The organism is Pseudoxanthomonas winnipegensis, assembly GCF_004283755.1.
GTDB lineage: Bacteria > Pseudomonadota > Gammaproteobacteria > Xanthomonadales > Xanthomonadaceae > Pseudoxanthomonas_A > Pseudoxanthomonas_A winnipegensis.
In genome coordinates this window covers 43,205-65,708 of the sequence record NZ_SHMH01000003.1, presented here as the reverse complement: position 1 = coordinate 65,708, position 22,504 = coordinate 43,205, and the positions used below count along the sequence as shown (strand labels likewise).

The following is a 22,504-nucleotide window of genomic DNA, read 5'->3' as shown; positions in this document are numbered from 1 at the left end:
CATGACTGCTTCGTCTGCGACATCGCCCGATCCGCACGCGCTGGCCGCGCGGATCCGTGCGCTGGCGCGCGCGGCCGGTTTCCAGCGCTGCGGCATCGCCGGCATCGAGCTGGGCCAGGACGAAGACCACCTGCGCAGCTGGCTGGCCGAGGGCCTGTACGGCTCGATGGACTGGATGGCGCGGCACGGCCAGCTGCGCGCGCGACCCGCCGAGCTGATTCCCGGCACCCTGCGCGTGATCTCGGTCGGCCTGGACTACGGGCGCAACGACAGCGACGACGCATGGACCACGCTGGGCGATGGCACGCGCGCCTATGTGGCGCGCTACGCGCTGGGACGCGACTACCACAAGCTCATGCGCAACCGACTGCAGAAGCTGGCGCTGAAGCTGCAGGAGGAAGTGGGCGCCTTCGGCCATCGCGTCTTCGTCGATTCGGCGCCGGTGCTCGAGCGCGCGCTGGCGCGCAACGCCGGGCTGGGCTGGATCGGCAAGCACACCTGCCTGATCGACAAGCAGGGCGGCTCTTGGTTCTTCCTCGGCGAGATCTACGTCGACATCCCGCTGCCCATCGACGCACCGGCCAGCGCGCACTGCGGCACCTGCGTGCGCTGCATCGAGGTCTGCCCCACCCAGGCCATCGTCGCCCCGCACCGGCTCGATGCGCGGCGCTGCATCGCCTATCTGACCATCGAGCACGACGGCGCGATTCCGATCGAACTACGCAAGCCAATCGGCAACCGCATCTTCGGCTGCGACGACTGCCAGCTGGTCTGCCCCTGGAACAAGTTCGCCAAGCGCACCGACGAGCCGGACTTCCGTGCGCGCAACGACCTGGATACGGCCACGCTGCCGCAGCTGTTCGCCTGGGACGAGGACGAATTCCTGCGCCGCACCGAGGGCTCGGCGATCCGCCGCAGCGGACACGAGCGCTGGCTGCGCAACATCGCCGTGGCCCTGGGCAATGCGCCGACCACGCCGGAGATCCTCGCCGCCCTGGCCTCGCGCCGCGACGCGCCTTCCGCGCTGGTGCGCGAACACGTCGGCTGGGCCTTGGCGCAGCACGGCGCCTGAAAGCGTCGGAAGCCGGTAGAGCGGAGCTTGCTCCGCTGCTCTTCGGACAGCCCGCATTATGTAGAGCGGAGCTCGCTCCGCTGCTCTTCGAACAAGCCGCATTGTGTAGAGCGGAGCTTGCTCCGCTGCTCTTCGGACAGGGCGCATGTAAAGCCTCATCGGAGCAAGCTCCGCTCTACATATGCGCAAAAACCTACCTTCGCTTTTCAGCGCGTGCGGATCTGCTCCAGCAGCGCCTGGGTGACCGGATCATCGGCCTGGGTCTTGCCCTTGAGCGCCGGCAGCAGGCCGTTGGCCAGCTGCTTGCCCAGCTCCACGCCGAACTGGTCGAAGGCGTTGATGCCCCAGGCCAGCGACTGCGCGTACACGCTGTGCTCGTACATGGCGATCAGCGCGCCCAGCGACTGCGGGGTGAGCGCGTCGAGCAGGATCATCGTGCTCGGCCGCCCGCCGGCGTAGCTGCGGTGCGGGTCGTCGCTGGACTGGCCGTTGGCCAGCGCCTCGGACTGCGCCAGCAGATTGGACAGCAGCGCGATGTGGTTCTCGGCGTAGGGATCGTCGTTGTGGATGGTGCCGACGAAATCCAGCGGCACGATTTGCGTGCCCTGGTGCAGCGCCTGGAAGAAGCTGTGCTGCACATCGGTGCCCGCCCCGCCCCACCACACCGGCACGGTCTCGCAGTCCACCGGCGTGCCGTCGATGCGCACCGACTTACCCAGGCTCTCCATCACCAGCTGCTGCAGATAGTTGGGCAGCAGCGCCAGGCGCTGGTCGTAGGTCATCACGCCGTGCGCGGCGTGGCCGAGCACGTTGCGGTTCCAGAGGGCGGTCAGCGCGTGGCGGATGGCCAGGTTGGACTCGGCCGGGGTCTCCAGCACGTGCTGGTCCATCAGCGCGGCGCCATCGAGCAGCGCGCAGAAGTTGTCGAAGCCGATCGCCAGGGCGATCGGGAAGCCCACCGCCGACCACAGCGAGTACCGCCCGCCCACCCAGTCCCACATCGGCAGCACGCGCGCATCGGGGATGTCGAAGGTCTTGGCGGCGCGCTCGGGATTGGCGCTGACCGCGTACAGGCGCTCGCTGCCGCCCAGCCAGTCGGCCAGGATCTTGCCGTTGAGCAGCGTCTCCTGGGTGCCGAAGGTCTTGGAGATCAGGATCGCGGCGGTGGTCGCCGGGTTCAGGCCGGCCAGCACGCGCTGCGCCGCGGCGCCGTCGACGTTGGACAGGAAGTGCACGCGCAGCTTCGGCTGCAGCGGGCGCAGCGCATCGGAGACGTGGCGCGGCCCCAGGTCCGAGCCACCGATGCCGACGCTGACGATGTCGGTGACCTCGCTGGCCTCCAGCTCGGTCACCAGCTTGCCCATGCGCTCGCGCACGCCGGCCGCCTCGGCATAGGCGTCCTGGGCGACCTTGGCGTCGGTCAGGTTGCTGCGCAGCGCGGTGTGCAGGGCCGAGCGGCCCTCGGTCGGGTTGACGATCTCGCCGCGGAACAGGCGCTGGTAGGCCGCCTTGAGATCGAGGTCCGCGGCCAGCGCATGCAGCGCCTCCAGCGCCTGGCGGTCATAGCCCTGGCGGGCGAAGCTGGCGTACACCGGCCCCACCCGCAGCGCCAGCTCCGACGCGCGGGCAGGATCCTGTTCCAGCAAGGCCGGCGCGCGGGTGCCGCGCAGGCGGTTGGCGTGGGACTGCAACGCGTCGAAGTTCGTCATCAGGCGGCCTGCTTGGGAATCGATTGGTTGGTGTGGGTGATGCGGTTCTGCCCGTCCACGTAGATCAGCGTGGGCTTGAACGCGTCGGCCTCGGCTTCGGACATGCTCGCAAAGGCGGCGATGATGATGATGTCGCCCACCTGCACATGGCGCGCGGCGCCGCCATTGAGCGAGATGATGCCGCTGCCTTCGTCGGCGCGCAGGGCGTAGGTGCTGAAGCGCGCACCGTTGGTGACATCCCAGATGTACACCTGCTCGAACTCGCGGATGCCGCTGGCGTCGAGCAGGTCGCCGTCGATGGCGATCGAGCCTTCGTAGTTCAGCTCGGAATGGGTGACGGTGGCGCGGTGGATCTTGGTCTTGAGCAGGCTCAGGTGCATCGGCGTAGGACAGCGACAGGAAAGCAGGCCGGCGAGTCTAGCAGCGCGCGGCGTGTCCGATCGGCCAACCTGCGCGACTTTCAGAATTCCAGGTTGTCGATCAGCCGGGTGGTGCCCAGGCGGGCGGCGATCAGCGCCACCTTGGGGCCCGTCTCGCCGTCGACCGGCTCGGACAGGTCCGGGCGGCGCACCACGGTGTAGTCCACCACGTAGCCGACCTGCGCCAGGCGGGCGGCGGCGGCCTGTTCGACCTGGGCGCGCGGGGCGCCGGCGGCCAGGTCGTCGCGCATCTGCAGCAGGGTGCGGCGGATCTCGGCCGCGACGGGGCGCTGCTTGTCGGAGAGGTACTGGTTGCGCGAGCTCATCGCCAGGCCGTCGGCCTCGCGCACGATGCTGCCGCCCAGGATCTCCACCGGGAAGGCCAGGTCGGTGACCATCTGCCGGATCACCGCCAGCTGTTGGTAGTCCTTCTTGCCGAAGGCGGCCAGGTCCGGGGTGACCTGGTTGAACAGGCGGCTGACCACCGTGCACACACCGTCGAAGTGGCCGGGCCGGCACTCGCCTTCCAGCACCCCGCTGACGCCGGGCACGTGGACCTTGGCGGCCAGCTCGATGCCGAACGGATACATCGACTCGACCGTGGGCAGCCACAGCACGTCGCAGCCGGCGCCTTCCAGCCCGGTGGTATCCGCATCGGGCGTGCGCGGATAGCGCGTGTAGTCCTCGTTGGGGCCGAACTGGGTCGGGTTGACGAACACGCTGGACACCACGCGGTCGGCGTACTGGCGCGCCAGCATCACCAGTGAATAGTGCCCGGCGTGCAGGTTGCCCATGGTCGGCACGAAGCCCACCTTCAGGCCCTGGCGTTTCCAGCCGGCCACGCGTGCGCGCAGTGCGTCGAGTTCAGTGATGGTTTCGATCATGTGCGCCCTACCCGCGCGTCGGAGTCGATGGGGTCGGACGTGCGTCAGTACGCATGGGCGGCATCGGGAAAATGGCCTTCGCGCACGGCGTCGGCATAGGCGCGCACCGCGCCGGCGATTGAGCCGCCCTGCTCCAGGAAGTCCTTGACGAACTTCGGCCGGCGGTGGCCCATCTCCAGGCCCAGCAGGTCGTGCAGCACCAGCACCTGGCCGTCGCACTGCGCGCCGGCGCCGATGCCGATGGTCGGGATGTCCACCGCCGCGGTGATGCGCGCGGCCAGCGTGGAGGGCACGCATTCGAGCACCAGCAGGCTGGCGCCGGCCTCGGCCACCGCGATCGCGTCGGCCAGCAGCTTCTCGGCCGCGGCGTCCTCGCGCCCCTGCACCTTGTAGCCGCCGAAGGACAGCACCGACTGTGGCGTCAGCCCCAGGTGCGAGCACACCGGGATGTCGCGCTCGCTCAGGAAGGCGATGACCTCCAGCTTGTGGCCGGCGCCTTCCAGCTTGACCATCTCCGCGCCGGCCTGCAGCAGGCGCGTGGCCGCCTCGAGCGCGCGCTCGGGCGTGGCATCGGACTGGAAGGACAGGTCGGACACCAGCAGCGCGCGCTGCAGCCCGCGGGCGACGATGCGCGTGTGGTAGACCATGTCCTCCACGGTCACCGGCAGGGTCGAGTCATGCCCCTGCACCACCATGCCCAGCGAGTCGCCGATCAGCACCAGGTCCACGCCCGCCGCGTCGAGCGTGCGGGCGAAGCCGTAGTCGTAGCAGGTCAGCATCACCAGCTTCTGCCCGGCCTGCTTGGCCTGGCGCAGGGCGGGAACGGTCCAGGGCTTGCTGTCGGCATGCGTACTCATAGCCGATCATTATCCACTCATAACGCGGTGATGGCGCCACGGTCGATGCGGAAAGCTGCTTCCCGCACGCTGCCGTGGCCGGCGATGCGCAGCTCCGGGGCCACATCGGCCAGCGGCACCAGGGCGAAGGCGCGCTCGTGCAGGCGCGGATGGGGCACCTGCAGACCAGGCAGGTCGATCACCGCCTCGCCATAGAGCAGCAGGTCCAGGTCCAGCGTGCGCGGACCCCAGCGCCGTTCGCGGCTGCGGTCGCGGCCGAAGCGGCGCTCGATCTCCAGCAGCGCCGCCAGCAGGGCCGGCGCCGGCAGCGTGGTGGTCACGCGCGCGGCGGCGTTGACGAAGTCCGGCTGGTCTTCCACGCCCCAGGCCGGCGTCACGTACAGCGGCGAGGCCGCCACCAGCACGGTCTCCGGCAGCGCGCCGATCGCCGCGAAGGCCGCGCGCAGCGTGCCCGCCGCATCGCCCAGGTTGGCACCCAGGCCGATGCAGGCGGTGACCTGGGCGGTCATTCCCCGCTGGCGCCGGCCGCGCCGCTGCGCCGACGCCGGCGACGGCGACGCTTGGACGGCGGCGCGTCCTCGTCGGTATAGCTGTCGATGGCCGGCTCCAGGCCCAGGCTGGCCGACAGTTCCTCGTTGGACTGGGTCTGGGCCTGGGTCCAGAAGGCGACATCGGCGGCGTGCTCGGGCGAGGCCGACTGGCGCAGCACCAGGAAGTCGAACGCCGCGCGGAAGCGCGGATGGCTCAGCAGGCGCACCACGCGCTTGCGCTGGCGCTGGGAGAAGCGCGACTGCAGCAGCCAGATCTCCTGCATGGGCAGGGAGAACCGACGCGGCAGCGCGATGGTGGTCAGCTGGTGCAGGGTGACCCGGTCGGCGGCGCGGCGCGCGGCCTCTTCCGGATGCGTGCCCTGTGCCTGCAGGCCGATCAGCGCGCGGCAGTAGGCCGGCCACAGCAGCAGGGCGAACAGGAAGGCCGGCGAGACCGGCTCGTCGGCCGCCACGCGCGCATCGGTGCCGGCCAGGCCTTCGAGCACCATGGCGCGCAGCGCGCCGCTGCGGTTGGACTTCAGCGCCGCCGCGCTCTCGGGCAGCAGCACGGTCAAAAGGCCCGTGCGCTCCAGGCCCTCGAAGCTGGCCACGGCATGGCCGGACAGGAACAGCTTGAGCACTTCCTCGAACAGCCGCGCCGGCGCGGCCTCGGCCAGCAGCGGGGCCAGCTCGGGGATCGGCGCGGCGGTCGGCCCATCGATGGTGAAGCCCAGCTTGGCCGCCAGGCGCACCGCGCGCAGCATGCGCACCGGATCCTCGCGATAGCGCTGCTCGGGGTCGCCGATCAGCTTCAGCCGGCGCGCCTGCACGTCCTCGAAGCCGCCGCAGTAGTCCCGCACCGAGAAGTCCTCGATGGCGTAGTACAGCGCGTTGGCGGTGAAGTCGCGGCGGACCGCGTCGTCCTCGATGGTGCCGTAGACGTTGTCGCGCAGCAGGCGGCCGTCCTCGTGCAGCTCGCGGTCGCCGCTGCCGTCGTCGCTGTTGGCGCGGAAGGTGGCGACCTCGATGATCTCGCGGCCGAAGACCACGTGCGCCAGCCGGAAGCGGCGGCCGATCAGGCGGCAGTTGCGGAACTGCTGCTTGACCTGCTCGGGCGTGGCGTCGGTGGCCACGTCGAAGTCCTTCGGGTGATGGCCGACCAGCAGGTCGCGCACGGCGCCGCCGACCAGATAGGCCGAAAAACCCGCATCACGCAGGCGATAAAGCACGCGCAGAGCGTTGGGGCTGATGTCCCGGCGCGAGATGGTGTGTGCTTCGCGCGGGATGACGGTGGGCTGAAGTTCGGAGGTGATGATTGCGGCGTCCGTTGATGTGGCGGCTGACCCGATTGCCGGGAGCCCAAGCTGCGAATATACTAACCAGCTCAAGCCGTCACGGCCAAAACGCTCCCTTCGTCTAGTGGTTAGGACGTGGCCCTCTCAAGGCTAAAACAGGGGTTCGAGTCCCCTAGGGAGCGCCACCGTGGCAATGCGAGACCCGATCAGACCCGGCCGATGCCGGGTCTTTTCGTTTGTGCCGCCCGGGCGCGCAGGCGGGGATGGAAGCGCATTCCTATAGAATGCGCAGCCTTCCTCGCACGTCATACCGGAAACGCCCATGCCCTTCGTCGTCACCGAGAACTGCATCAAGTGCAAGTACACCGACTGCGTGGAGGTGTGCCCGGTGGACTGTTTCCATGAAGGCCCCAACTTCCTGGTGATCGACCCGGACGAGTGCATCGACTGCACGCTGTGCGAGCCGGAGTGCCCGATCAACGCCATCTACCCCGAGGACGACGTGCCGGCCGGGCAGGAAGGCTTCGTGGCGCTCAACGCCGAGCTGGCCAAGGCCTGGCCGGTGATCACCGTGCGCAAGGAACCGCTGCCCGACGCGGGCGACTGGGAAGGCAAGCCGGACAAGCTGCCGCTGCTGCAGCGCTGAGCCCACCGCGCGGCCGTCCAGGCCCGGCGCGACCCCAGCCAACAAAAAAGGCGCCGCAAGGCGCCTTTTTCGTGGACTGCGCGGACCCGATGGATCAGGTGCCGCCCAGCTTGTTCTTCAGCTCGGCCATCAGGCGCGTGGCCTCCGGGCCGTTGGCCGGCAGGCCGCGCGGATCCACCGCCGAGACGTACACGCCCGAGCTGGTCTCGGCCACGCGCACCAGGAAGCTGGCGCCCTGGTAGGTCACATCGAAGCTGCCCAGCAGCTGCGCGCGGCTGGCGATGGTCAGGCCATCGACCGTGCCCAGCGCATCGCCGACCTTGGCGAACACCTCGTCGCGCTTGCCGGGGACGTTGAAGCCGGAGGTGCTGCTGGCCGCCGGGGCGGCCTGTTGGCCGCGGCCCTCGGCGCTGCCGCTGGCCACGGTCGGCACCTGCATCGCGCCGGCGGTGTTGGGCAGGTTGAGGTCCGGCGGGACCTCCAGCGGGCGGGCCTGCTCGCTCAGCGCGTAGTCGCCCTTGGGCCCCTTGTGGAACCACTTGCAGCCGGACAGGCCGACGATCGACATCGCCAGCACCACCGGCACGACCACACGCGAAAGACGGGAAACACGCATTGAATGACTCTCCGTTGTTGATTCAGGCCGCGAGCGGTTCGCGGCTGGATTGTTCTTCGAGCACGGCCCGCCGTGCGGCCAGGCGATCGGCCAACCCGGTGTGGGCGGCCGACAGCGGCAGCAGCGGCAGGCGCAGGCCCTGGCCGATACCGGCGCGCTGCAGCAGCGCCTTGACCGGGATCGGATTGGACTCGATGCCGAAGAAGGCATGGAATTCTGCCAGTTGCGCGTCCCAGGCGTCGGCCCGGGCGGCGTCGCCGGCGCGCGCCAGATCGCACAGGCGGCGGTAGGCGCCGGGCAGCGCGTTGGCGCCGACCGAGATCAGCCCGTCGGCGCCGGCCAGCAGCGCCCGGCAGGCGGTGGCGTCGTCGCCGCCGAGGACGGCGAAGGTCTCGGTGCGCAGCGCCAGCAGCGCCTGCATGCGCGCCGGGTCGGCCACCGCCTCCTTGATGCCGACGATGCCGGGGTGAGCGGCCAGCTCGGCCACGGTCTCGGGCAACAGGTCGCAGCCGGTGCGGCCGGGGACGTTGTAGAGCACCACCGGCAGCCCGCCCTGCTCGGCCACCGCGCGGTAATGGGCGACCAGGCCGGCCTGGGTGGGGCGCACGTACGGCGGGGTCACCACCAGCGCGGCGTATGCGCCGGCTGCGGCCGCCAGGCGGGTCTGGGCGATAGTTCTGGCGGTGCTGGACTGGCCGGTGCCGGCCAGGACCGGGACCTGGCCGCCGATCTGCTCGACCGCCGCGCGGATCAGCCGGGCGTATTCATCTTCCGACAGCGTGGCCGCCTCGCCGGTCGAGCCCGCCACCACCACGCCCTGCACGCCGCCGCGCAGCTGCTGGGAAAGCAGCGCGCGCCAGGCATCCAGATCGAGGTCGCCGGCGCCGGAAAACGGCGTGGCCAGGGCGGTGATACAACCGGAAAGGAACAAGCGCTTCGCCTGTAGGGAGTGATACGCACGGAACGCCGCGCACGGGCAGCGATGTTACTTGCGGCGCGAAAGGACGGGCAAGTATGCTGGCCGCGCTTCATCGGCCCCCTCCCGGGCGCCATTCAGACTCGTTGCAATGCCGGAAGCCCCTTTGACTGACACAACGCCCCGGCCTTCGCCGAACGAAAACCACCTCCTGATCAACGCCTACACGACGCATCCGGAGTCGCCCCTGCTGGGCGTGACGCGTCGGATCGCCGATTCGGGCTGCAACCTGGTCGATGCGCGGCTGTCCACGGTCGGGCGGGACGTGTCGGTGACGGCGCTGGCCACCGGTTCCTGGGATGCGGTGGCCAAGCTGGAGGCCATGCTGACCCGCCTCGAGCGCGAGGAAGGCCTCAAGCTGATCTGGTACCGCACCGCCGCCAAGGTCGTGCAGTCCAACCTGCTGCCCTACATTGTCGAGGTGGTGGCCGCCGACAAGCCGGGCATCCTGTTCCAGCTGGCCGATTTCTTCGACCGCCAGGGCATCACCATCGAGAACCTGCAGTCCACGCGCTACCGCGCGATGCAGACCGGTGCGGAGATGTTCTCGGCGCAGGTCACCATCGGCGTGCCGGCCAATATGCACATCGCCGCGCTGCGCGACGATTTCCTCGAATTCTGCGACCATCTGAACCTGGACGCGATCATGGACCCGATGAAGTTCTGACGATGGCACCTGCCGCCCAGGCCCTGTCCAAGTCCACCCTGAAACTGCCGCTCGCCCTGTCCGGCGGCACCTCCACCACGCTTGCCGATTTCGCCGGCCACTGGCTGGTGCTGTACTTCTATCCGAAGGACAGCACGCCGGGCTGCACCACCGAAGGGCTGGAGTTCAATGCGCTGCTGCCGCAGTTCCGGCAGCTGGACGCCACGGTGCTGGGCGTCTCGCGCGATTCGGTCAAGTCGCACGACAACTTCTGCGCCAAGCAGGGATTCGACTTCCCGCTGGTCAGCGATGCCGACGAGGCGCTGTGCAAGGCCTTCGACGTGATCCGCGAGAAGAACATGTACGGCCGCCAGGTGCTGGGGATCGAACGCAGCACCTTTCTGATCTCGCCCGACGCGCGCATCGTGCAGGCGTGGCGCAAGGTCAAGGTCGCCGGCCACGCCCAGGCCGTGCTCGACGCGCTCAAGGCCGCCCGATCCCAGTGACCCCCACTGTTTTCCTTGACCCCCACCACCCCGCCCCGCGGGTCGTGGTGGCCTGCTGCTGTCCGTCCAACAGGAACCGCCGATGACCCGAAGCAAGCGCATCTACGTGCTGGACACCAACGTCTTGATGCACGACCCGACCGCGCTGTTCAAGTTCGAGGAACACGATGTGTTCCTGCCCATGCAGGTGATCGAGGAACTGGACAATGCCAAGAAGGGCATGTCCGAAGTCAGCCGCAACGCGCGCCAGGTCAGCCGCTTCCTCAACGAGCTCATCGTCGGCGCCGACGCCCAGCAGATCCAGCTCGGCATCACGCTGGTCCATCCGCAGGGCCTGAGCCTGCGCCAGCCCTCGCAGATCGGCCAGCTGCACTTCCAGCTCAAGCCGGTCGACCCGGGCCGCACCTTCGGCACCATCGCGCCGGACAACAAGATCCTGGCTGCGGTGCTGCAGCTTCGCGAGGAGCATCCGGGCACGCCGGTGATCCTGGTGTCCAAGGACATCAACCTGCGCATCAAGGCCTCGATCAGCGGCCTGGTCGCCGAGGACTACGAGAACGACCGCGCGCTGGACGACTTCAGCCTGCTCTACACCGGCGCCACGCAGCTGCCGGAGGACTTCTGGCATCGCCACCAGGGCGACCTGAAGTCCTGGAGCGACAAGGGCGGGCGCACCAGCTACGAGGTAACCATGGCCGACGAGGAGGACTGGTTCCCCAACCAGTACCTCTACCTGCCGGGCGAGGACGAAGTCGAACTGCGCGTGGTCAAGGTCAACCCGGACGGCAAGGCCACGCTGACGCTGGTCGACGACTTCCGCGGTGGTCAGCACGCGGTATGGGGCATCAGCGCGCGCAACCGCGAGCAGAACTTCGCGCTCAATGCGCTGATGGATCCGGAGATCGATTTCGTCAGCCTGCTCGGCACCGCCGGCACCGGCAAGACGCTGTTGGCGCTGGCCGCAGGCCTGGCCCAGACCATGGACCAGCAGCGCTACCGCGAGATCATCATGACCCGCGCCACGGTCAGCGTGGGCGAGGACATCGGCTTCTTGCCCGGCACCGAGGAGGAAAAGATGACGCCGTGGATGGGCGCGCTGACCGACAACCTGGAAGTGCTCACGCATAACCAGGAAGGCGGCGCCTGGGGCCGGCAGGCGACCAACGACCTGCTCGCCAGCCGCATCAAGATCCGCTCGATGAACTTCATGCGCGGCCGCACCTTCCTCAGCCGCTACCTGATCATCGACGAGGCGCAGAACCTCACGCCCAAGCAGATGAAGACGCTGATCACCCGCGCAGGTCCTGGCACCAAGATCGTCTGCCTGGGCAATGTCGAGCAGATCGACACCCCGTACCTGACCGAGACCACCTCGGGCCTGACCTACGCGGTGGACCGCTTCAAGGGCTGGGCGCACAGCGCGCACATCACCCTGCGTCGCGGCGAGCGCTCGCGCCTGGCCGACTTCGCCTCGGAAGTGCTGTGACGCCAGCGGCCGGCGCGCGCCGGCCCGGGCCACGGCGCAGGCGGCGCGAGGCGCGGGGCCATGGCTGAGGCGCACGAGGGCCTGCCGCTGCAGGCCAGCGACGGCCATCGCTGGACGCTGCTGCGCCGCGTCCCGGCCCAGCCGCGGGCCAGCCTGCTGTGGCTGCCGGCGCTGGGCGTGGCGGCACGCCACTACGTGCCGCTGGCCGAGGCCCTGGCCGAACGCGGCGTCGCCGTGTTCCTGCATGAGGCGCGCGGCCATGGCAGCAGCAGCTGGAGGGCCTCGCGCGAGGTGGACTGGGGCTATCGCCAACTGCTGACGCTCGATCTCCCCGTCAGCGCGCAGGCGATGCGCGAGGCGCAGCCCGGCCTGCCGTGCCTGATCGGGGGCCACAGCCTGGGTGGGCAACTGGCCGGCTGCCATGCCGCACTGACCGACACGCCCTTCGACGCGCTGTGGCTGGTCGCCAGCGGCACGCCGTACTGGCGCACCTTCCCCCTGCCGCGCGGACCGGTGCTGCCGCTGGCGTACCGGTTCCTGCCTTGGCTTGCGCGCCGTCGCGGCGCCCTGCCCGGCCATCGCATCGGCTTCGGCGGCAACGAGGCGCGCGGCCTGATCGAGGACTGGAGCCGTGTGGGCCTGGGCGGGCGCTACGCCGGTCAAGGCATGGACGTGGACATCGACGCCGCCATGGCCGCATGCACGATCCCCACGACAGGGCTGCTGTTCGCGCAGGACTGGCTGGCGCCGCCCGCCTCGCTGCGCGCGCTGATGGAGAAGTTCGCGCACGCCAGTCCACGCAGCGTGGCCGTGCTGGACCGTCAGGCGCTTGGGACCACACCCGATCACTTCGCCTGGATGCGCAAGCCGGACCCGGTCGCACAGCGGCTGGCGGCTTCGCTCGACTGAGCTGCGTCGTCGCGCCGATGGCGGCGCGGTGCGATGCTATGCGTCGGATTCCGGAAACGACTCGCGCATGTCCCACACGCTCTCTCCTGCACCGAAGATCGCCATCATCGGCCTGGGCTATGTCGGCCTGCCGCTGGCGGTGGCCTTCGGCAGGCAGACCGCCACGATCGGCTACGACCTGGATGCCACGCGCGTGGCCGAACTGCAGGCGGGCCACGACCGCACGCTGGAGACCTCGAGCGAGGCGCTGCGCGCGGCCACCGGCCTGCGCTGCAGCGACGATGCGGCCGACCTGGCCGGCTGCGAGGTCTTCATCGTCACCGTGCCCACGCCGGTCGATGCCTACAAACGCCCGGACCTGAGTGCGCTGGAGGCGGCCAGCCGCACGGTGGGACGCGCGATCCGCCGCGGAGGCCTGGCGATCTTCGAATCCACCGTCTACCCCGGCGCGACCGAAGAGATCTGCGTGCCGATCATCGAGGCCGAATCGGGCCTGGTGTTCAACCGCGACTTCCATGCCGGCTACAGCCCCGAGCGCATCAACCCGGGCGACCGCGAACATCGGGTGGAGACCATCGTCAAGGTGACCTCCGGCTCGACCCCGGAGGCGGCCGCGCGCGTGGACGCGCTCTACCGCGCGATCGTGCCGGCCGGCACGCACTGCGCGCCGAGCATCCGCGTGGCCGAGGCGGCCAAGGTGATCGAGAACACCCAGCGCGACGTCAACATCGCCTTGGTCAACGAACTGGCCCTGCTGTTCCATCGCTTGGGGATCGATACCGGCGACGTGCTGGCCGCGGCCGGCACCAAGTGGAACTTCCTCGGCTTCAAGCCCGGCCTGGTCGGCGGCCACTGCATCGGCGTGGACCCCTACTACCTCACCCACAAGGCGCAGCAGGTCGGCCATCACCCGGAGGTGATCCTGGCCGGACGCCGCATCAACGACGGCATGGGCGCGCACGTGGCCCAGCGCACGATCAAGCTGATGGCCCAGCGCGGCCTGGCCGTGGCCGGCGCGCGCGTGCTGGTGCTGGGCTTGGCGTTCAAGCAGGACTGCCCGGACCTGCGCAACACGCGCGTGGTGGACATTGTGGCCGAGCTGGGCCAGTTCGGCATCGCGCCGGACATCCACGATCCCTGGGTCGATGCGCAGCAGGCACACCACGAATACGGCCTGACCCTGCTGGACGCACCCGCGGCGGCGCACTACGACGCGGTGATCCTGGCCGTGGCGCACCGCGAGTTCATCGCCCTGGGCGCCGCCGGCATCCGCGCGCTGCTGCGCCAGGACGGCGTGCTGTTCGACGTGCAGCGCGTGCTGGACCGCAGCCTGGTCGATGCGCGCCTGTGACGCTTCCCATGATTTCGAAGACGAGATCCACACCATGAAGATCCTGGTCACCGGCGCGGCCGGTTTCATCGGCGCGCGCCTGAGCGAGCGCCTGCTGGCGCGCGGCGACAGCGTGCTGGGCTACGACAACCTCAACGATTACTACGATCCCACGCTCAAGCAGGCGCGCCTGGCGCGCCTGACCGGGCAGCCGGGTTTCCAGTTTGTCCATGGCGCGCTGGAAGACAGGCCGGCGCTGGAGGCGGCGTTCGACGCGTTCAAGCCCGAGCGGGTGGTCAACCTCGCCGCGCAGGCCGGCGTGCGCTATTCGCTGGTCAATCCGCACGCCTATGTGGAAAGCAATCTGGTCGGCTTCATGAACATCCTGGAGGCCTGCCGCCATCGCGAGGTCGGGCACCTGGTCTACGCCTCGTCCAGTTCGGTCTACGGCGGCAACCGCAAGCTGCCGTTCGCCGTGGAGGACAGCGTCGATCATCCCTTGAGCCTGTACGCGGCCAGCAAGAAGGCCAACGAGCTGATGGCGCACACCTATAGCCATCTCTATCGCCTGCCGACCACGGGTCTGCGCTTCTTCACCGTCTACGGCCCCTGGGGTCGGCCGGACATGGCGCTGTTCCAGTTCACCCGGCGCATCCTGGCCGGTGAGCCGATCGAGCTGTTCAACAACGGCCAGCACACGCGCGACTTCACCTACATCGACGACATCGTCGAAGGCGTGATCCGCACACTCGATCATGTTCCCGGGCCCGATCCGCACTACGACCTGCTGCAGCCCAACCCCGCCACCTCGGATGCGCCGTACCGGGTCTACAACATCGGCAACAGCGCGCCGGTGCAGCTGCTGGACTACATCGACACCCTGGAGCGCGCGCTCGGCGTCAAGGCCGTGCGCAAGCTGCTGCCGCTGCAGCCTGGCGATGTGCCCGATACCTTCGCCGACGTCAGCGCCCTGCAGCGCGACGTGGGCTACGCGCCGTCCACGACCATCCAGACCGGCATCGCCGCGTTCGTGGCGTGGTACCGGGAGTATTACGGGGTCTAAAGCGCGGCGGATCGCGCGCACCGACTGCATGCTGCCCGCCTGACGACGGCACCGCGTCAGCATCGGCGGCGGCACGCTACAAAAGTTGAGAAAAGGTGTTGACGCGATGGCCCGAAACCCGAATAATCTCGCTCCTTCGCAGCGCGCCCGTAGCTCAGCTGGATAGAGTACCTGGCTACGAACCAGGCGGTCGGGAGTTCGAATCTCTCCGGGCGCGCCACTACAAAGACAAGAAAGCCAGTGGACTCCACTGGCTTTTTTGTTGCCTGTTTTCCGCCGAGCCATGGCGCGGTTCCGGGGCGCCCCGGCTTCTCTTCGGCACTTCTGAGCCGATGTCACGGCACAACGGGCGGACCATCTGCGCGCGTCGACGCGATCGCCGAGTCGCTACGCTTGCGTGGTCTAGATGCGCGAACAGTAGGCGCTACTTACGCCATTGCACTACAGGAGCCCTCACGGTGAATCGTCGAGGCGCATGCGCCTGGCCCCTCGCACGGCGCACGCCGAATGCCATCGCGATCGCACGCCGCGCTTAGGCGCGAATGCGTGCCACACGCGCGGCAATGGACGACCAGGCATGCATTCGATTCCGCACTTCGGCTACCGAATCGCGCATACGAAAAACCCGCCGGAAGGCGGGTTTCAAGGACTGGCGGAGTGAGAGGGATTCGAACCCTCGATAGAGCTTTTGACCCTATACTCCCTTAGCAGGGGAGCCCCTTCGGCCTCTCGGGCATCACTCCGAACAACATCGTGCCGTGGCATTGCGCGACGGCCGGCAAGGATACCGGCTGAACGCCTCCACGGCAAACATTCTGTCAGTTGGAGCTGTTGCCTTCGACGCGATCGTCGGCGCCGGCCTCATCGCCACGCTGGATGCGCTGGTAGATCTCCTCGCGATGCACGGCAACGTCCTTGGGCGCGGTGATCCCGATGCGCACCTGGTTGCCTTTCACGCCGAGGACGGTGACTGAGACCGAATCTCCGATCATCAGGGTTTCGCCGACACGGCGAGTCAAGATCAGCATTTCAATTCTCCGTAGGCCGGCTAGCGTATAGCCGGTGGAAGCATTTGGCCCGCGTAGTGCCAAAAACGCTTCCAGATAAGTTCATGGACGTGAAACATGGTAGCGGCCGGTCACCTCCAGCCGCAAGGGAAAAGGCGTCGGGCTTATGCCGCCAGGCGCTGCGCCACCCAAGAAGTGACCCCAGCCAGCGCAGAAGCAAGGGCGGGCCCGTCCTCGCCACCACCCTGGGCCAGGTCCGGGCGACCGCCGCCCTTGCCGCCAATCAGACCGGCGACGTGACCCAGCAGTTCCCCCGCCTTGACCCGGCCCATTGCGGCACCGTTCACGCCGGCCACCAGGGCCGCCTTGCCGCCCTCGGTGCCGGCCAGCAGGATCACGGTGTCGCCCAACTGCTGCTTGAGGCGGTCCACTGCATCGCGCAGGGCCTTGGCGTCGAAGCCTTCCAGACGCGCCGCCAGGACCTTGATGCCGTCCACCTCGACCGCCTGGCCGGCCAGGTCCGCGGTGGCGCCGGAAGCGGCCTTGGCCTTGAGGCTTTCCAGCTCGCGCTCCAGCTTGCGCTGGCGCTCGGTGAGCTGGCGGATGCGCTCGACCACCTCGGCCGCGCTGCCGCCGAGCAGGCCGGCGGCCTCGCTTAGGCGACGCTCTTCGCCATCGACATAGTCCAGCGCGCCCTGCCCGGTCACCGCCTCGATGCGGCGCACGCCGGCGGACACGCCGCTTTCGCTGACGATCTTGAACAAGCCGATGTCGCCGGTGCGCTGCACATGGGTGCCGCCGCACAGCTCGGTCGAGGTATCGCCCATGCGCAGCACGCGCACGCGCTCGCCGTACTTCTCGCCGAACAGCGCCATCGCACCGAAGTCCAGGGCCTCCTGCATGCCCATGTTGTGGATCTCGGCCTGGTGGTTGGCGCGGACCTCGGCGTTGACCCGGCGCTCGATCTCGGCCAGCTCCGCCGGGCTCACCGGCTGGAAGTGGGAGAAGTCGAAGCGCAGCCGGTCCGGCGCCACCAGCGAGCCCTTCTGCTGCACGTGGGTGCCCAGCAGCGAGCGCAGCGCGGCGTGCAGCAGGTGGGTGGCCGAATGGTTGAGGATGGTCGCGCCGCGGCGCTGGGCGTCGATCTCGCCGGCGACGACATCGCCGACCGCCAACGCGCCGTGCTCGACCTGGCCCAGGTGACCATGGAACTGGCCGGCCAGCTTGAGCGTGTCGCTGACCGCGAACGCGCCGCCGGCGCCCTGCAGCCGGCCGGTGTCGCCGACCTGGCCGCCGGACTCGGCGTAGAACGGGGTGCGATCCAGCAGCACCAGACCGGACTGGCCGGCCTCCAGGCGCTGCACCGGGCGGCCGTCGTGCAGGAGGGCGACAATCTTGAGGCCATCGGCCTGCAGCTGGTCATAACCCAGGAACTCGGTCGGCGTGAGCTGTGCGACCAGCTCGGCCGGCAGCGCGGTGCCGCCGGAGAACTTGCCGGCCGCGCGCGCGGTCTGGCGCTGCTGCTCCATGGCCGCCTCGAAGCCGGCCATGTCCACGTCCATGCCGCGCTCGCGGGCGATGTCGGCGGTCAGGTCGACCGGGAAGCCGTAGGTGTCGTACAGGCGGAACGCGTCGGCGCCGGGAATGCTGCCCTGCGCGCGCGCGGCCACGTCCTCGAAGATGCGCATGCCGGCGTCGAGGGTCTCGGCGAAGCGCTCTTCCTCGGCGCGCAGCGCGCGCTCGACGAAGTCCTGCTTCTGCGCCAACTCCGGGTAAGCCTCGCCCATCAGCGCCACCAGGGTCGGCACCAGCTGGCTGAAGAACGGCTGGCGCACGCCCAGCATCCAGCCATGGCGCAAGGCGCGGCGGATGATCCGGCGCAGCACGTAGCCGCGGCCTTCGTTGGACGGCAGCACGCCGTCCACGATCAGGAACGAACAGGCGCGGATGTGATCGGCGATCACGCGCAGCGACTTGTTCTCCAGGTCGGCCGTGCCGGTGAGCTCGGCGGCCTTGCGGATCAGCGCCTGGAACAGGTCGATCTCGTAGTTGCTGTGCACGTGCTGCAGCACCGCCACCAGCCGCTCCAGGCCCATGCCGGTGTCCACGCACGGCGCCGGAAGCGGCACCAGGGCGCCGTCGGGCTGGCGGTCGAACTGCATGAACACCAGGTTCCAGATCTCGATGAAGCGGTCGCCGTCCTCGTCCGGCGAGCCCGGCGGGCCGCCGGCGATGTGCGCGCCGTGGTCGTAGAAGATCTCGGTGCACGGCCCGCATGGGCCGGTGTCAGCCATCTGCCAGAAGTTGTCCGAGGCGTAGGGCGCGCCCTTGTTGTCGCCGATACGGACGATGCGCTCGGCGGGCACGCCGATCACGTCGTGCCACAGGCCGTAGGCCTCATCGTCGGTGTGGTAGACGGTGACCAGCAGGCGCTCGGCCGGCAGCTTCCAGACCTGGGTCAGCAGCTCCCAGGCCCAGGCGATGGCCTCCTTCTTGAAATAGTCGCCGAAGGACCAGTTGCCCAGCATTTCGAAGAAGGTGTGGTGGCGCGCGGTATAGCCGACCGAATCCAGGTCGTTGTGCTTGCCGCCGGCGCGCAGGCAGCGTTGGACGTCGGCCGCGCGCACGTAGCTGCGCTTCTCCGCGCCGAGGAACACGTCCTTGAACTGGACCATGCCCGAATTGGTGAACAGCAGGGTCGGGTCGTTGCCCGGCACCAGCGGGGCCGAAGGCACGATGGTGTGGCCCTTGGCGCGGAAGAAATCGAGGAAGTCCTGGCGGACCTGGCTGCTGCTGAAGGTGGGGGCGGTCATGTGGGCGCGGGCAGTGGGCGAGCGGCTGGCAAAACAGGCCGCGGATCCCCTCTAGATGGATGCGACCTGCCCTGAGACAACCTTGAACCGCAAAGGGTAACAAAGCCGGGCGGCTCAGTCCTCCGGCAGCCCGCGCAGGACCGCACGCACCGCCTCGCCGTCGAAGCCGCGCCGCAGCAGCAGGTCGGCCGCCTTGCGCTGGGCGGCCAGGTCTTCCAGCCGCTCGGGGCCGAAGCGCCGGGCGACCAGGTCGCGGGCCAGCTCGCGCCAGTCGCCCTCGAAACTGGCCAGGGCCTTGTCCACCTGGGCCGCGTCCAGGCCATGGGTTTCCAGCTCGACCTGGATGTAGCGTGGGCCGTAGCCGGCGGCCACCCGGCTGCGGACCAGGGACTCGGCGAACCGGGCGTCGTCCTGCCAGCCCTCCCTCGCCAGGCGCTCGACGGCGGCGCGGGCCTCCTCGGCCTGGACGCCGCGCGCGGTCAGCTTGCGGGTCAGCTCCTTGCGCGAATGCTCGCGGCGGACCAGCAGCGACAGGGCGCGCTGGACCGGCGTGGGCTCGGGCCGGCGACGGCGCGGCCTGGCGCCCTGCTCCGCCACGGCCGCGTCGGACACATCGGGCGCGTCGTGCTCATCCATGGCCGGACAACCGGACGCCGGCGTCGGAGCCGATCCGTCCCATCCCGAACGCAGAACGGCGCCGCCCGCGAGGGCGCCGCCGTCGTACTCGGTCTTGGAAGGTCGCCCCGCACAGGCCGGCGCCGCCACTGACAGCAGCGCCGACCTGCGAGGAACGGATGCAATCAGGCGTCATCGCCTTCGTCGTTCTCACGACCGGCCACCTCGGCCGGCTGGAACTTCTCGCGCAGCTCGGCTTCCAGCTTGGCGGCCACCTCGGGGTTCTCGCGCAGGTAGGTACGCGAGTTGTCCTTGCCCTGGCCGATGCGCTCGGAGCCGTAGCTGTACCAGGCGCCAGCCTTGTCCACGATCTTGGCCTCCACGCCCATGTCGATCAGCTCGCCTTCGCGACTGATGCCCTCGCCGTACAGGATCTCGGTGACGACCTGCTTGAACGGCGGGGCCATCTTGTTCTTGACGACCTTGATGCGGGTCTGGTTGCCGATGATCTCGTCGCCCTTCTTGATCGCGCCGATGCGGCGGATGTCCAGGCGCACCGAGGCGTAGAACTTCAGGGCGTTGCCGCCGGTGGTGGTTTCCGGGCTCTGGCCGGGCATCATCACGCCGATCTTCATGCGCAGCTGGTTGATGAAGATCACCAGGGTGTTGGAGCGCTTGATGTTGCCGGTCAGCTTGCGCAGGGCCTGGCTCATCAGGCGGGCCTGCAGGCCCGGCAGCTGGTCGCCCATCTCGCCTTCGATTTCGGCCTTGGGCGTTAGGGCGGCGACCGAGTCGATGACCACGATGTCCACCGAATTCGAGCGTACCAGCATGTCGGCGATTTCCAGCGCCTGCTCGCCGGTGTCGGGCTGGGACAGCAGCAGGTCGTCGACGTTGACGCCCAGCTTGCCGGCATAGATCGGGTCCAGCGCGTGCTCTGCGTCGATGAAGGCGGCCGTGCCGCCCTGCTTCTGGCACTCGGCGATGGCCTGCAGGGTCAGGGTGGTCTTGCCGGAGGACTCGGGCCCGTAGATCTCGACCACGCGGCCCTTGGGCAGGCCGCCGATGCCCAGCGCGATGTCCAGCATCAGCGACCCGGTCGGGATCACTTCGGTGGCCTCGATGACGCGGTCGCCCATGCGCATGACCGAGCCCTTGCCGAACTGGCGCTCGATCTGGGTCAGGGCCGCGGCCAGGGCGCGCTTCTTGTTCTCGTCCATTGTCAGTGTCCTTGGAAGGTGTGGTGAGGTGATGGGAGCAATCTAGAGCAGGTGGATCGCACGGATTGAGACATCGGCGAGCCGTGCTGCAACGGTGCGCCGTGCGCCTGGCCGCGGGCAGCGGGCGATGCCGCCGTCGCGGGTCGGAAAAGTCCGGACGGAAACGTGGGACATCACCGGTTCGGCCGCACCAGGCCGCAGTACAGGCCTTCGATGGCGAAGTCCTGGTCCGGGCGTACGTCGATGGGCGAGTAGTCGGGGTTGCGCGGCAACAGGCGGATCGAGTCGCGGCCGATCTTCAGCAGCTTGACGGTGATCTCCTCATCGATGCGCGCCACCACGATCTGGCCGCTGCGCGCCTCGCCGGTGCGGTGCACGCCGATCAGGTCGCCGTCGAAGATGCCCTCATCGCGCATCGAATCGCCCTTGACCTTCAGCAGGTAGTCCGGCGAGGGCGAGAAGAACACCCGGTCCAGCACCACGTAGTCGTGATGGTCGGCGTCGGCGCCGATTGGCGCGCCGGCCGCGACCCGGCCCAGCACCGGCAAGCGCAGGGCGGAGGCATCGTCGTTGGCCGGCGCGAACTGCATCGCGGCCTGGGCCGGCTGCGGCGCGTGCAGCAGGCGGATGCCGCGTGCCCGGCCGGGGATGCGCTCGATGGCGCCGGCGGCCTCCAGGGCCTCCAGGTGGTACTGCGCGGCGCGCACGCCCTTGAAGCCCAGCGCGCGGGCGATCTCGGTCTGCGAGGGCGGCATGCCGTCGGCCTCGAGCCGCTCGGCGATCAGGGCCAGGATGGTCTGCTGGGTGTAGGTGAGCTCCATGGTTAGTAGTAATACTACTAAGAGAAATAAGGAGCAAGCGGTGTTGACAGGTTTCGAAAATAATTTATGTTTTTCGTAAATTAATTCTAGCAAAGCATCCATCATCCACCGGAGACAACGCATGAAGCACGTCGCCAGTACCGCCCTGACCGTCCTCTCCACGCTGCTGCTCGGCTTTTACGCTCTGATCCTGCTGCTGGCGCCAGCGAAGGCGTTCGACGGGTCGGACAGCCGTGTCGTGCTGGTCCACGCCATCGGCCTGGCCGGTCTAGCGCTCGCGGTCATGGCCGTGCGCGAACTTCGCAGGCCGCGGCACGAGGCGTTGCGGTTGAGACAAGACAGCGAAGGCTTCGTCTAATGGACGGACAGGCCGAACCACGGGTCCAGGAGAAGATCGAGCGCCTCGGCCGTGTCTTGTGGTGGATCGGAACGCTCGGCATTGCGGTCGAAATTCTGACGCTGGCCTACGACGATCTGTTCGCTTCCTGGCGATTGAGCCAGGCACAAGGACATCTCTCGCCGACGCTGGTCGACGTGTGCATGTGCCTGTCCTATCTGTTCCCGCTGGTGGCGATGCGCGGCCTTGGTCGCAGCCTGATGCGGGAGGAGGCGCTGAGTCTGCCCGTCGCCAAGGCTTTTCGCCGGGTCGGGCATGCGACACTGTTGTATGCGCTGTTCCGCGGAATGCCGGATTTCGTCAACGGATTCATCGACGGGTTCAATGGCACCACGACGCCCTCCTTCCATCTGGATGTCGGCTACTTCAGCGATCTCTATCTGCCTGTCATCGCCTGCGTCTGCCTCTACAGCGTGGCGCACCTGATGAAACTGGCGGCGGAGGCCGCCGACGATGCGCGGGGCATCGTCTGATGCCGATCATCGTCAACCTCGATGTGATGCTGGCGCGGCGCAAGATGAAGTCCAAGGACCTGGCCGATGCGGTCGGGATTAGCGAGACCAACCTGTCCCTGCTCAAACAGGGCCACGTCAAGGGTGTGCGCTTCGCCACGCTGGACGCGATCTGCCGGGTGCTGGAATGCCAGCCGGGCGACCTGCTCGAGTATCGCCCCGATCCGATCTAACG

At 68.7% G+C, this 22,504-nt stretch carries 24 protein-coding genes and 3 tRNA genes; 13 read left to right on the top strand and 14 right to left on the bottom strand.

The window, feature by feature from the left end; genetic code table 11:
- Nucleotide 1 precedes the first annotated feature (1 nt).
- Nucleotides 2–1,072, top strand: coding sequence for a tRNA epoxyqueuosine(34) reductase QueG (queG, locus tag EAT51_RS06590; protein ID WP_130529573.1), 1,071 nt, complete (start codon nucleotides 2–4; stop codon nucleotides 1,070–1,072).
- 206 nt (nucleotides 1,073–1,278) lie between these two features.
- Here queG and pgi read toward each other — a convergent pair whose 3' ends face one another.
- The 6 genes from pgi to pcnB all read right to left on the bottom strand — a co-directional run bounded on the left by pgi (nucleotide 1,279) and on the right by pcnB (nucleotide 6,820).
- On the bottom strand, nucleotides 1,279–2,781 hold the full coding sequence (pgi, locus tag EAT51_RS06585) for a glucose-6-phosphate isomerase (protein ID WP_130561437.1): 1,503 nt from the start codon (nucleotides 2,779–2,781) through the stop codon (nucleotides 1,279–1,281).
- Nucleotides 2,781–3,161: an aspartate 1-decarboxylase gene (gene panD, locus EAT51_RS06580; protein WP_130561436.1), complete on the bottom strand. Its 381-nt coding sequence runs from the start codon at nucleotides 3,159–3,161 to the stop codon at nucleotides 2,781–2,783. The genes pgi and panD overlap by 1 nt, the downstream gene beginning before the upstream one ends.
- Before the next feature lie 80 nt (nucleotides 3,162–3,241).
- Nucleotides 3,242–4,084, bottom strand: a complete 843-nt coding sequence (gene panC / locus EAT51_RS06575) for a pantoate--beta-alanine ligase (protein WP_130518941.1) — start codon at nucleotides 4,082–4,084, stop codon at nucleotides 3,242–3,244.
- Nucleotides 4,085–4,128: 44 nt separating this feature from the next.
- Nucleotides 4,129–4,941, bottom strand: a complete 813-nt coding sequence (panB, locus tag EAT51_RS06570; RefSeq protein WP_130518943.1) for a 3-methyl-2-oxobutanoate hydroxymethyltransferase — start codon at nucleotides 4,939–4,941, stop codon at nucleotides 4,129–4,131.
- A gap of 17 nt (nucleotides 4,942–4,958) precedes the next feature.
- Entirely contained in the window at nucleotides 4,959–5,450 is a 492-nt protein-coding gene (gene folK / locus EAT51_RS06565; RefSeq protein WP_130518945.1) for a 2-amino-4-hydroxy-6-hydroxymethyldihydropteridine diphosphokinase, read from the bottom strand.
- Nucleotides 5,447–6,820 (bottom strand): polynucleotide adenylyltransferase PcnB, encoded by a 1,374-nt coding sequence (gene pcnB / locus EAT51_RS06560; protein WP_228257860.1) that lies wholly within the window; start codon nucleotides 6,818–6,820, stop codon nucleotides 5,447–5,449. Before pcnB ends, folK begins: the two co-directional genes overlap by 4 nt.
- 56 nt (nucleotides 6,821–6,876) lie before the next feature.
- Between pcnB and EAT51_RS06555 the strand changes: the two genes are divergently transcribed.
- Both EAT51_RS06555 and fdxA read left to right on the top strand, forming a co-directional pair.
- Nucleotides 6,877–6,951 (top strand) — tRNA-Glu (locus EAT51_RS06555).
- Between the two features lie 137 nt (nucleotides 6,952–7,088).
- Nucleotides 7,089–7,412: a ferredoxin FdxA gene (gene fdxA / locus EAT51_RS06550; RefSeq protein ID WP_130518949.1), complete on the top strand. Its 324-nt coding sequence runs from the start codon at nucleotides 7,089–7,091 to the stop codon at nucleotides 7,410–7,412.
- Between the two features lie 94 nt (nucleotides 7,413–7,506).
- Here fdxA and EAT51_RS06545 read toward each other — a convergent pair whose 3' ends face one another.
- Complete coding sequence (locus tag EAT51_RS06545) at nucleotides 7,507–8,028, bottom strand: hypothetical protein (RefSeq protein ID WP_130518951.1); 522 nt, start codon at nucleotides 8,026–8,028, stop codon at nucleotides 7,507–7,509.
- Nucleotides 8,029–8,050: 22 nt separating this feature from the next.
- Nucleotides 8,051–8,959: a 4-hydroxy-tetrahydrodipicolinate synthase gene (gene dapA / locus EAT51_RS06540; RefSeq protein WP_130518953.1), complete on the bottom strand. Its 909-nt coding sequence runs from the start codon at nucleotides 8,957–8,959 to the stop codon at nucleotides 8,051–8,053.
- Between the two features lie 136 nt (nucleotides 8,960–9,095).
- On the opposite strand from dapA, the gene EAT51_RS06535 reads away from it, so the two are divergent.
- The 7 genes from EAT51_RS06535 to EAT51_RS06505 all read left to right on the top strand — a co-directional run bounded on the left by EAT51_RS06535 (nucleotide 9,096) and on the right by EAT51_RS06505 (nucleotide 15,164).
- Nucleotides 9,096–9,671 (top strand): glycine cleavage system transcriptional repressor, encoded by a 576-nt coding sequence (locus EAT51_RS06535; RefSeq protein WP_130518955.1) that lies wholly within the window; start codon nucleotides 9,096–9,098, stop codon nucleotides 9,669–9,671.
- A gap of 2 nt (nucleotides 9,672–9,673) precedes the next feature.
- Nucleotides 9,674–10,156 (top strand): peroxiredoxin, encoded by a 483-nt coding sequence (locus tag EAT51_RS06530; protein WP_130518957.1) that lies wholly within the window; start codon nucleotides 9,674–9,676, stop codon nucleotides 10,154–10,156.
- A gap of 82 nt (nucleotides 10,157–10,238) precedes the next feature.
- The gene (locus tag EAT51_RS06525; protein ID WP_130518959.1) at nucleotides 10,239–11,642 is read left to right on the top strand and encodes a PhoH family protein; all 1,404 of its coding nucleotides are present in this window, start codon (nucleotides 10,239–10,241) and stop codon (nucleotides 11,640–11,642) included.
- Between the two features lie 60 nt (nucleotides 11,643–11,702).
- Nucleotides 11,703–12,551 carry an alpha/beta hydrolase family protein gene (locus tag EAT51_RS06520; protein WP_130518961.1) on the top strand — a complete coding sequence of 283 codons (849 nt, stop codon included), beginning with the start codon at nucleotides 11,703–11,705 and terminating at the stop codon, nucleotides 12,549–12,551.
- Nucleotides 12,552–12,618: 67 nt separating this feature from the next.
- Entirely contained in the window at nucleotides 12,619–13,902 is a 1,284-nt protein-coding gene (locus EAT51_RS06515) for a nucleotide sugar dehydrogenase (RefSeq protein ID WP_130518963.1), read from the top strand.
- Between the two features lie 34 nt (nucleotides 13,903–13,936).
- Nucleotides 13,937–14,944 (top strand): NAD-dependent epimerase, encoded by a 1,008-nt coding sequence (locus EAT51_RS06510; RefSeq protein ID WP_130518965.1) that lies wholly within the window; start codon nucleotides 13,937–13,939, stop codon nucleotides 14,942–14,944.
- 143 nt (nucleotides 14,945–15,087) lie between these two features.
- A tRNA-Arg gene (locus EAT51_RS06505) sits at nucleotides 15,088–15,164 on the top strand.
- Nucleotides 15,165–15,594: 430 nt separating this feature from the next.
- Here the strand turns inward: EAT51_RS06505 and EAT51_RS06500 are convergent.
- From EAT51_RS06500 to lexA, 6 genes are all read right to left on the bottom strand, one after another.
- Nucleotides 15,595–15,687: transfer RNA gene (locus EAT51_RS06500), tRNA-Ser, on the bottom strand.
- Between the two features lie 75 nt (nucleotides 15,688–15,762).
- Nucleotides 15,763–15,972 carry a carbon storage regulator CsrA gene (gene csrA, locus EAT51_RS06495; protein ID WP_130518967.1) on the bottom strand — a complete coding sequence of 70 codons (210 nt, stop codon included), beginning with the start codon at nucleotides 15,970–15,972 and terminating at the stop codon, nucleotides 15,763–15,765.
- A 143-nt stretch (nucleotides 15,973–16,115) separates the two neighbouring features.
- On the bottom strand, nucleotides 16,116–18,764 hold the full coding sequence (gene alaS / locus EAT51_RS06490; protein WP_130561435.1) for an alanine--tRNA ligase: 2,649 nt from the start codon (nucleotides 18,762–18,764) through the stop codon (nucleotides 16,116–16,118).
- A 114-nt stretch (nucleotides 18,765–18,878) separates the two neighbouring features.
- Nucleotides 18,879–19,376 carry a recombination regulator RecX gene (gene recX / locus EAT51_RS06485; protein ID WP_425478235.1) on the bottom strand — a complete coding sequence of 166 codons (498 nt, stop codon included), beginning with the start codon at nucleotides 19,374–19,376 and terminating at the stop codon, nucleotides 18,879–18,881.
- Nucleotides 19,377–19,564: 188 nt separating this feature from the next.
- Complete coding sequence (recA, locus tag EAT51_RS06480; protein WP_130518973.1) at nucleotides 19,565–20,599, bottom strand: recombinase RecA; 1,035 nt, start codon at nucleotides 20,597–20,599, stop codon at nucleotides 19,565–19,567.
- Between the two features lie 173 nt (nucleotides 20,600–20,772).
- Nucleotides 20,773–21,420, bottom strand: coding sequence for a transcriptional repressor LexA (lexA, locus tag EAT51_RS06475; RefSeq protein ID WP_130518975.1), 648 nt, complete (start codon nucleotides 21,418–21,420; stop codon nucleotides 20,773–20,775).
- Between the two features lie 121 nt (nucleotides 21,421–21,541).
- Here lexA and EAT51_RS06470 point away from each other — a divergent pair, with 121 nt between their 5' ends.
- The 3 genes from EAT51_RS06470 to EAT51_RS06460 are packed head-to-tail and all read left to right on the top strand — an operon-like array spanning nucleotide 21,542 to nucleotide 22,502.
- A complete protein-coding gene (locus tag EAT51_RS06470; protein WP_130518977.1) occupies nucleotides 21,542–21,778 on the top strand; it encodes a hypothetical protein in 237 nt (78 codons plus the stop codon).
- Nucleotides 21,778–22,290, top strand: coding sequence for a hypothetical protein (locus tag EAT51_RS06465; RefSeq protein WP_130518979.1), 513 nt, complete (start codon nucleotides 21,778–21,780; stop codon nucleotides 22,288–22,290). The genes EAT51_RS06470 and EAT51_RS06465 overlap by 1 nt, the downstream gene beginning before the upstream one ends.
- Nucleotides 22,290–22,502, top strand: a complete 213-nt coding sequence (locus tag EAT51_RS06460) for a helix-turn-helix domain-containing protein (RefSeq protein ID WP_130518981.1) — start codon at nucleotides 22,290–22,292, stop codon at nucleotides 22,500–22,502. The genes EAT51_RS06465 and EAT51_RS06460 overlap by 1 nt, the downstream gene beginning before the upstream one ends.
- The last annotated feature ends 2 nt before the right edge of the window (nucleotides 22,503–22,504 follow it).